The sequence below is a fragment of the Amycolatopsis sp. NPDC023774 genome, from assembly GCF_040639695.1.
Taxonomy (GTDB): domain Bacteria; phylum Actinomycetota; class Actinomycetes; order Mycobacteriales; family Pseudonocardiaceae; genus Amycolatopsis.
This window is the reverse complement of sequence record NZ_JBFAAJ010000074.1, coordinates 1-8,050: the sequence shown is the minus strand read 5'-3', so window position 1 is coordinate 8,050 and position 8,050 is coordinate 1. Positions and strand designations below refer to the sequence as shown.

Below are 8,050 nucleotides of genomic sequence, written 5' to 3'. Positions count from 1 at the left end.
CGCGCGGGCCACCGTGCCGTTGCTGATCCGCAGCCGGGCGGCCAGCAGCCGGCTCGACCAGTGCGTCGCACCGAGCTTCTTCGGCGGCGGCTTCACCGTGGCTGCAACGACCTCTCGATGGTCCACCAGCCGGGGCCGCCCCGAGCGTGCCTCGTCGTGCAGGCCGTCGATCCCGCCACCCTCATAACGTTCCCGCCAGCCGATCACGGTAGGCCGCGACACCCCGACCCGTTCGGCGATCACACTGTTCGCCACACCCTCGGCGGCCAGCAGCACGATCCGCGCCCGCTGCGCCAGACCCGCCCGCACCGACGAACTCCTGATCAACGACAGCAACCGCTCACGATCACCATCACGAAGACACAACGCCGCAGCCGGTCGATTCGCCATGCCGCATTCTGACACCCACCCAACCGTCAAACAACTAACGACACGCGACACTAGATTGCCCACGACGGCGTTGACGCCCTGTACCAGCTGCTCGACCGATACCACCGTGCGTAGCTCCCACCCCTGGCCTGCCGGAGATCAGGACCGTACATCGCCAGGCCGACAGAAACCGGCCGAACTCGGCCTCTGTAACGAAACGGCGCGGAATCACGGTGTTGCTGCCGTGCGCAATCTTCTCGTGATCTTCGGTGCTCTCGTCCTTCTCGCTGGCTGCGGCAGCCAGCCGCCCGCACCGGCGCCCGCGGCGCCCGCGGCTTCGGCTTCGCCGCGGGGCGTGCCGGTGGGGCCGGCGGGGCGGACCTACCTTGAGGCGCTCCGTTCGATCGACCCTGGCCTCGTCGAGAACCGGGCCCGCGCGATCCTGCGTGGGCGAGACGTGTGCGATGACCTCGCGCAGGGCAAGGACCGCGCGACCGTAGTCAAGAACGCGGCTTTGCGTTTCGCTGGCGGCCATGCGTCGATAGACCAGGCGAAGGCCGAGAAGATCGTCGCGGCGATTGGGTCGAGCGGGCTCTGCAAGGAAGCAGGGCATGCGTGAGCCCGGGGTGGCTTGAGGGGCAACCGGAGGCTCTTAAACGCGAGGGTGCGTGTCGCGTCGGCGGGTCAGGTCGTGGCGCCGCTCGCCGCGTACGGGTTGGGCAGCGGCGGTAACTCCGTCACGGGTGCGAGACCGGCAAGTTCGCGCTTGCGGCAGTGCTTGCGGTGCTTGGGGTCAAAGTAGATCTTTCCGCCATAACCCTCGGTTTCGCAGTCTGGCCACTGGGCCTGAAAGTCGTCGCTCACGTGTCCCGACCCTAGTACGCGTCTCATCGCCTCGAAGACCATTCGGCCGGGTGTCGGTCACACCTCGGCTCGAACACGAACGACGGACAGGCGGTGGCGGTATCGGCCCAGCTCGAACGCCCGGTCCGCGCGCGCCTCAACGACCACGCCGGCCTCGACCGGCCAGAACGTGAAGTCCTCGTTGCCAGGCAGGCCGGCAATGACCCCGGATGCCCGCTGCGGGCCGCCCTCGGCGAGTCGAAGCCTGCCTGCCAGCGACACGAGCGCCGTCCTGGACAGCGTCGTGGACAGCCCCACCGCGCGCACCCGCCCGCGCCGATCAGCCTGGCCGAGCACGAGCGCCCTCGACCGGGTCGGGCTACCCGTCACGCCGAGCACCAGGGCATCAACATCGCCGTAATAGCGCACCTTCCCCCAGCCCGCGCGCCCACCGCGCAGCGGGTACCGACTGTTTAGCCCCTTCGCGACAGCACCCTCGACGCCGACTGCCGCCTGATCCGCGCTGATCCACGCACGGCCCAGATCCACGTCCAGCGTCGAGGGCATCAGCTGTACGCCGGTGCCGCTCGCGCCGATCACCTCGGCGAGCCGTGCCCGCCGGCGGGATAGCGGCCACGGCCGGAGGTCCCGGCCCTGGGCGCCGAGCAGATCGAACGCCATGAAGACGACGGTGATGCCCTCAGCGTGGCGCCGGCCTGGCCGTAGCTAAGCGCCGCGAAGTCCAGCCGGCCGTTCCGGTATGCGCACAGTTCGCCGTCGAGCACCACCCGGCCCAGCGCGGTCGCCGCCTGGAGCACCGCGGGGAAGCGGGCGGTCAGCTCGCTGCCAGTGCGGGACTGGAGCACCCCGCCGGGCACATGCACCACGCACCTCCAGCCGTCGAGCTTCGGGGAGTACTCATACGAGCCGGTGGGGCAGCACCGCGGCCGGCTCCGCGACAGCGAGCCGCGGCGGCAGGTCCGGCACGGGCATGTGTCCATCGTGGACCCCGCTGACCAGCGGCGCAGCCGTAAAGCCACCTCGTTACGCGGCTGACCGACGCGATACACATTCGGGGACACTCCGGCTTCGAGGTAGCTGGACGTCCGGGTTGTCGAGCAGACTTGCGCAATGGCGAGCGATCATGACCTCACGGACGAGCACCCGACACTGGCGGCGCTCGATCTGGCGAACGACATCGTGTGGTGGCTCCAGGAGCGGGACGGCATGTCGGTCCATCACGACGGTCAGGGAAACGTTCGCGCCATCGGCCCCGACGAGCGCGTGTTCGACATCCACGTGAAGGAGCGCGAGCGCCTGCCGTCGGCCAAGGAGTAGATCGCGCGGACGCCTGTCAGGCGTACAGGCCCCCGGTGCGACGCAGCTTCTGCACGGGCCGCTGGTACTCCTCGAACCACTGCTCGAAGCTGGCGAGCACCTGATCTGTCTCGTCGCGCGGGGTGACCTGCAAGCGCCAGCACACCCCCGGGCCACCGCGGTCCTCAAACCAGTCCCGAAGTAGCCGGCCGAGGTCCGCCCCGGCCGGTGAGCTGCCGAGCATGTCAGCTTGGCCCCACCACTCGCCGTTGTGCTCGAAGCTGGTCGTCCATCGGTGCTCCGGCGCACTGTCTTCAGCCGGAGGGCACCAGCCCTCTGTGGTCCATGTTGACATGCCGCCAGTCGAAATATGTACGGCTAGCCTGCCAAGGGTTGCGCCCCGATGGGAACGGACGTGGGAAAGACGGCGAAAATCCTGACTTCGGCGGCACGGTGTGCGACTCAGCACGACGGTTTGACATAACAAACGCCCAGCTGAGAGGGTTGCCGAGCAAACCACCAGGTCAGCACGCAGGGCCCGGCGTCTATCTGCCGGACGCTGTGCTTCAGGTGCTGATCGACCAGGACGGCGAGGTTGCCGTCCCCACCGACCGTTGATGCCTCCACGGGGCGGGGTGAAGCTGGTGCGGGTGAACGGTGTGGACCCGTACCGTCCGGGCGTGTCGTACCTCTACTAACGCTTCCGCGTGACCTTGCGTCTTCTGTGGGAGGGAGACGAGGGGGCCCGGCGCATCGTCGAGGCCCGCACGCCGCGCGACGCGGCCAAGCCGTTCCCCCGCGGCCGCGTCGCGAAAGTCGAGCCGTACCGCGGCGCCCGACCGGCAACGGTCCGTGTGGAACCCGAACCGCGCCGGCGCGCCGGACACACGCCCCGTGGCGGGCCGCCACCTGGATGGGCAAGCAGCTCGCGCGCGGCGCCACGGCGGCGTGGCGCTGGGTGCTCAGCAAGGACGCGAAGTGATCACCGCCGCGAACGTGCCGGCGCGCAAGGTGCGCGCGCTGCGTCAGCGGGCCGTCGACCTCGGTTCGGTCGGGGAAAGGTAAGCAACCGGACGCCGGGTTCGCGCGTGGCAAGAGCATGACGACCAAGGCGCCGAGTGTGACGGACGACGATTGGTGGGACACCCTGCCGGACGCCGTTCGCCGCTGTGACCTTCGCGAACCCGGCGCGAAGCTGCCGTTGCCGATGCCCCCCCGTTTTGCAGAAGGCCTGTGCGATCGTGGTCGACCTCGCGCTCCACCTGACGATCGCGATCGTCGTCACGACAAACTCGACTTGCCGGTCCTGGCCACGCTGATCGGGACGTACATCGTGGTGTCGTTCGTCCACCGGGTTTTTACTCCAGTGGTGGGGGGCGCCACGATTGGCCGGGCGCTCTTCGGCCTGCGCGGCGTGGTAACGACCACGGGGCCGAAGCCAAGCCTCGGCGCGCTGCTCGAAGCGTGGCTTGTCATGAGGTACTTCGCTGTGCTCGGCGCGCTCGGAGCTTAGGCCCCGGGTACGAGCACCCCTCACACTGGACTCGGCGTGTGGAGCGCCGCGGCGAGCGCGTCGACTGTCCACGTGCTGGCCGCGCCCGGTCGGGCGGCCAGATACGCGGCGGCACGGTCGAGATCCCAGTTGTGTGCCTCGCAGAGCCCGCCGGCGAACATCCGTGGGTAGGAGAGGGACGGATCGTTGTACTCGACCGCACCGGCCGACCAGGGGGCGGTGAACCTCAGGACTGGGTGCCCGTCCAGGTCGCCGATGTGGAAGAGGGTTTCGTAGCGGCCGGTTCCGAGTTCGACGCGGCTGGCGGCAACGATCGCGGCAATGTCCAGCTCGGTCCCACCAGGGTTGCGGTACATCTCCTGCTTGGAGACATCGCCGAACTGCTCGGCGGTCACCCAGTAGACGCGGGACGCGGCCGTGCCGACCAGCTTGGGGTCGTAGAAGGCGCGGCCGCCGCCCCACGCCGCGGATTCCCTCGCGAAGTAGATCCCGCCCAGAAGCTCGTGGCCCCGCGTCGCAATTCGATATCCGGTTACGTATTTGATAAATATGCCGAAGAGTCAACCTGTAATAAGGTCACATATCACCACCCAGAACCCGGCGAATCGGACATGGTCCGGCCGGGGTGCCAGAGGCCCGGCCCCGGGCGTCAACGCGCGCGCGGACGGCGATCGAAAAACTAGGGGGTAAGCGCGGCACGAGCCACGCCGGCTCGGTGTGACCTTGACGGGACGCTGGCGTTGTCCATGGTGGTGAACCAGTCGGGGATGCCGAGTGCTGCACGGCAGGCCCGGTCCCAGCTGCCGTCGAGACACGAGCTGCGGCAGTCGTTCGCGGAGATCGGCAAGCGCGCTGCCCGTCGCCGGCCAAAGTTGTCGGTGACTCTGGCTACGATGCGGCGCCGGACGGAGATCATGAGTGACTCGCGGCCTTGGGGGGTGGGTGTTAGTCCCCCGCATCGGGGCCGGGGACTGGAGTGAAATCCGTGTCCCCGCCCCCCAGCCAGTCCCCGTCCGCGGAGATCGGCAAGCGCACCGCGGGGTTACACGAGGCCGCCGAGCGACCCCGAGTCGTGACCTACCAGCTGATTTACGGCTCGACGTGAACCTCGACCGGTGAGCCCGTCGATCTCGGGGATGTGCACCATCCACCATTTGCCCTCGCGGGTGACGGTGACCTGGTAATGCTTCACTGCAGTGCCCCCTCGACTGCCCGCGCGGCGGCGGTCAGTACCGGCTTCGGTAGCTGCCCGGGTTCTTCCCGCGGCGCCACTGCGAAGACCGCTGGCTCTGATACGTCCCGTCGGTGTAGGCATCACGATCGCGCTGGATCCCAGCACACAGGGGGTGGCCCAGGCCGTCGACGCCGATCGGTTCGATACTCGCCAGCACAGACGAGGAAGCCGCCGAATCGCGCAAGGGTCATCCCTGAAGGGTGGTCCGCCTCAGCCCGCCGCATGTCAAGCTGCCCAGTCGCCTTCACCTGCGCTTCGGGGGGGTCATTGTGGCAACGACTGGTGAACAGCGAACTGATGCCATCCGTCCGTTCTCAGTGGCCGTCTCGCGCGAGGCATTCGATGACCTGCGGCGTCGCCTTACCGCGACCCGGTGGCCGAGCCGGGAACTCGTCGGGGACCGCTCACAGGGCGTGCAGCTGGCGGTGCTGCAGGCGGTTTGCAGGCACTGGGAGAACGGGTACGACGTGGGCCGCGTCGAGGCGCGGCTGAACGCGCTGCCGCAGTTCACCACCGAGATCGACGGTGTGCAGATCCACTTCCTGCACGCGCGGTCACGGCACGACGACGCGCTGCCGCTGATCATGACCCACGGCTGGCCCGGCTCGGTCATGGAGCTGCTCGATTCAATCGACCCGCTCGCCGACCCGACCGCGCACGGCGGCCTCGCCCAGGATGCTTTCCACGTCGTGGTGCCCTCGCTGCCCGGCTACGGCTTCTCCGCCGAGCCGGCCCAGGTCGGCTGGGACCTCGGCCGCACCGCGCGGGCCTGGGCCGAGCTGATGCGCCGCCTCGGCTACACCCGCTTCGTGGCGCAGGGTGGCGACGTCGGCGCCGGCGTCACCGACGCGATGGGCCGCCAGGCACCCGAGGGGCTGGTGGGCATCCACACCAACCTGCTCGTTCCCGCGCTGAACGACCCCGGGGCGCTGCCCTCGGAAACTGAGCAGGAACGTGCCGCGCAGGCGGCGATCACCGCGTTCCAGACCAGCGGCAACGGCTACTTCGTCGAGCAAGCCACCCGGCCCCAGACGATCGGCTACGCGCTCCTGGACTCACCCGCCGCCCTCGCCGCCTGGATGCTCGACCACGACACCGACGCCTACTACAAGATCGCCCGGGCCTTCCTCGACGGGCAGCCCACCGGCAACCTGACCCCCGACCACGTCTTGGACAACATCACCACGTACTGGCTGACCGGCACCGGGGCCTCGGCCGCCCGCTCGTATTGGGAGGCCTACGGGCCCGACGCACCCGCCGGCCAGAACCCACCGCCGCCATCCCCGGTCCGCGTCCCGGTCGGGTTCACCACGTTCCCCGGCGAGATCTGGCAGACCCCGCCCAGCTGGGCCGAGGAGGCCTATCCCACCCTCAACTACTTCCACGAGGCGCAGCGGGGCGGCCACTTCGCCGCGTGGGAAGAACCACAGCTGTTCGCGGCCGAGCTGCGGGCCGCATTCCAACCGCTGCGAGCAGGCATGACCGCGGAGCCGAGTCGTTGACTCCCCCGCCTACCAACACTCTGGACGTCAAGAAGAAGGGATCTGCTGGCCCCGCAGGATTTCTGCATGCCATCAGCAGACCAGCGCCCATAGTTCCCACCGATAAAAGCACCCTGCTAGCAGAGATTCCCTCGCTGTCGCGACGAGACGTGCGCGCGAAGCGATTCGGATCCCTGACCTTCCGGACCGGAATTCTAACGCTGACCTGGGGATACTCGGACGCCTGGTTGCGGCAGGCAGCAGCTACGCCGAACTGGGCGTGTCCGGCACCGGTGGGGAGTTTCCTTCTGCGCCGCCACAGGCTCTGGTCGAGTTCGGCGGACTGCAGCGCACGATCTACGCGGTGCGTTACCTCGCCGACGAGGCCTACCGGCGCCGGATCACCCCCCAGCTGAACAAGGGCGAGAGCCTGCACTCGCTGCGACGGGACTTGTTCTTGCCCGCGAGGCAGCGTGCGGCGCCGGCACCGCGAGCAGCAGACCGAGCAGGCGCTGTGCCTGTTGCTGGTGGGCAACGCGATCATCACCTGGAACACCGCCTACCTAGAACTCGAGCACCTGGCCGCCCGCGGCCGGATCGACCGGGACCTGCTCGCGCACGTCTCCCCGGCGCTGATGGCGCACGTGAACCCGTACGGCACCTACGAATTCCCGGTCGAAGCCGAGTACGCCCGAACCGGGTTCCGGCCGCTGCGCGCCCCCGCCGCCACGCCGCGCCCCGGGTGAGGATTGGGCCAGGGTTCGCCCGTAGCGGCACGGTGGCGCCGCATGGCGACAGCTTTGGCGGATACGACGTGGGTCTCTAGTGGATGGCGTCGGCGACGATGACCAGGTAGTTCAGCTCGCCGGACTGGTGCCCGTCGAGGAAGGCCTGTTCGACGCCGGTGCGGTGGCTCGAGTGTGACCTCAGCTGCCAATAGGGGATGGCTTCGGCGGTGAGGTCCCAGACGGTGGAGGGCACCAGGTTGTTGGCGGCCAGCGCGCGGAAGTAGCTGCTGCGGCGGTGGATGTGGCAGACGTAGTGACGATCGATGAACTCCACAGCCTTGCTGCGGGTTGCCACGGCGTCGTTGGCGCACCAGGTGACGCAGACGTAGCGGCCGCCGGGGCGCAGCAGCCGAGCGAACTCGGCGAATCCCTCGTCCAGGTCGATGTACATCGTGGTCTCGTTGGTGACCACAGCGTCGAATGATCCGCTGGGCATGCCGGTGTCGGTCATGTTGCCGAAGAGGAACGAGACATCCTTGTCCCAGCCGCGTTCGCGGCCGAGGCG

Annotated in this window: 10 protein-coding genes and 1 pseudogene; 5 read left to right on the top strand and 6 right to left on the bottom strand. The window is 68.7% G+C overall.

Features of this window, described 5'->3' with window-relative positions:
• Positions 1–495 (bottom strand): helix-turn-helix domain-containing protein (locus AB0F91_RS46440; RefSeq protein WP_360608814.1); only part of this gene is annotated, 495 nt, incomplete at its 3' end.
• A 118-nt stretch (positions 496–613) separates the two neighbouring features.
• On the opposite strand from AB0F91_RS46440, the gene AB0F91_RS46435 reads away from it, so the two are divergent.
• A complete protein-coding gene (locus AB0F91_RS46435) occupies positions 614–988 on the top strand; it encodes a DUF732 domain-containing protein (protein ID WP_360608813.1) in 375 nt (124 codons plus the stop codon).
• Positions 989–1,053: 65 nt separating this feature from the next.
• Here the strand turns inward: AB0F91_RS46435 and AB0F91_RS46430 are convergent, their stop codons facing one another.
• Positions 1,054–1,233, bottom strand: coding sequence for a hypothetical protein (locus AB0F91_RS46430; protein WP_360608811.1), 180 nt, complete (start codon positions 1,231–1,233; stop codon positions 1,054–1,056).
• Between the two features lie 57 nt (positions 1,234–1,290).
• Positions 1,291–1,908 (bottom strand): hypothetical protein, encoded by a 618-nt coding sequence (locus tag AB0F91_RS46425; RefSeq protein WP_360608816.1) that lies wholly within the window; start codon positions 1,906–1,908, stop codon positions 1,291–1,293.
• Between the two features lie 435 nt (positions 1,909–2,343).
• On the opposite strand from AB0F91_RS46425, the gene AB0F91_RS46420 reads away from it, so the two are divergent.
• A complete protein-coding gene (locus AB0F91_RS46420; protein ID WP_360608809.1) occupies positions 2,344–2,550 on the top strand; it encodes a hypothetical protein in 207 nt (68 codons plus the stop codon).
• Positions 2,551–2,566: 16 nt separating this feature from the next.
• Here the strand turns inward: AB0F91_RS46420 and AB0F91_RS46415 are convergent, their stop codons facing one another.
• A complete protein-coding gene (locus tag AB0F91_RS46415; protein WP_360608807.1) occupies positions 2,567–2,884 on the bottom strand; it encodes a hypothetical protein in 318 nt (105 codons plus the stop codon).
• 765 nt (positions 2,885–3,649) lie between these two features.
• Here AB0F91_RS46415 and AB0F91_RS46410 point away from each other — a divergent pair.
• On the top strand, positions 3,650–4,042 hold the full coding sequence (locus AB0F91_RS46410) for a hypothetical protein (RefSeq protein WP_360608805.1): 393 nt from the start codon (positions 3,650–3,652) through the stop codon (positions 4,040–4,042).
• A gap of 20 nt (positions 4,043–4,062) precedes the next feature.
• Here AB0F91_RS46410 and AB0F91_RS46405 read toward each other — a convergent pair whose 3' ends face one another.
• Positions 4,063–4,437: a hypothetical protein gene (locus AB0F91_RS46405; RefSeq protein ID WP_360608803.1), complete on the bottom strand. Its 375-nt coding sequence runs from the start codon at positions 4,435–4,437 to the stop codon at positions 4,063–4,065.
• Between the two features lie 1,108 nt (positions 4,438–5,545).
• Here AB0F91_RS46405 and AB0F91_RS46400 point away from each other — a divergent pair.
• Both AB0F91_RS46400 and AB0F91_RS46395 read left to right on the top strand, forming a co-directional pair.
• Positions 5,546–6,778, top strand: a complete 1,233-nt coding sequence (locus tag AB0F91_RS46400; RefSeq protein ID WP_360608801.1) for an epoxide hydrolase family protein — start codon at positions 5,546–5,548, stop codon at positions 6,776–6,778.
• A 259-nt stretch (positions 6,779–7,037) separates the two neighbouring features.
• Positions 7,038–7,503 (top strand): annotated as a pseudogene (locus AB0F91_RS46395) (Tn3 family transposase).
• A 76-nt stretch (positions 7,504–7,579) separates the two neighbouring features.
• On the opposite strand, the gene AB0F91_RS46390 reads toward AB0F91_RS46395, so the two are convergent.
• The coding region (locus tag AB0F91_RS46390; RefSeq protein WP_360608799.1) for a methyltransferase domain-containing protein at positions 7,580–8,050 on the bottom strand (471 nt) is incomplete at its 5' end.

What these genes read in the sequence shown, in the direction of transcription:
- AB0F91_RS46415 (WP_360608807.1), bottom strand. Translation starts at nt 2,884, where the DNA reads ATGTCAACATGGACCACAGAGGGCTGGTGCCCTCCGGCTGAAGACAGT.
- AB0F91_RS46420 (WP_360608809.1), top strand. Translation starts at nt 2,344, where the DNA reads ATGGCGAGCGATCATGACCTCACGGACGAGCACCCGACACTGGCGGCG.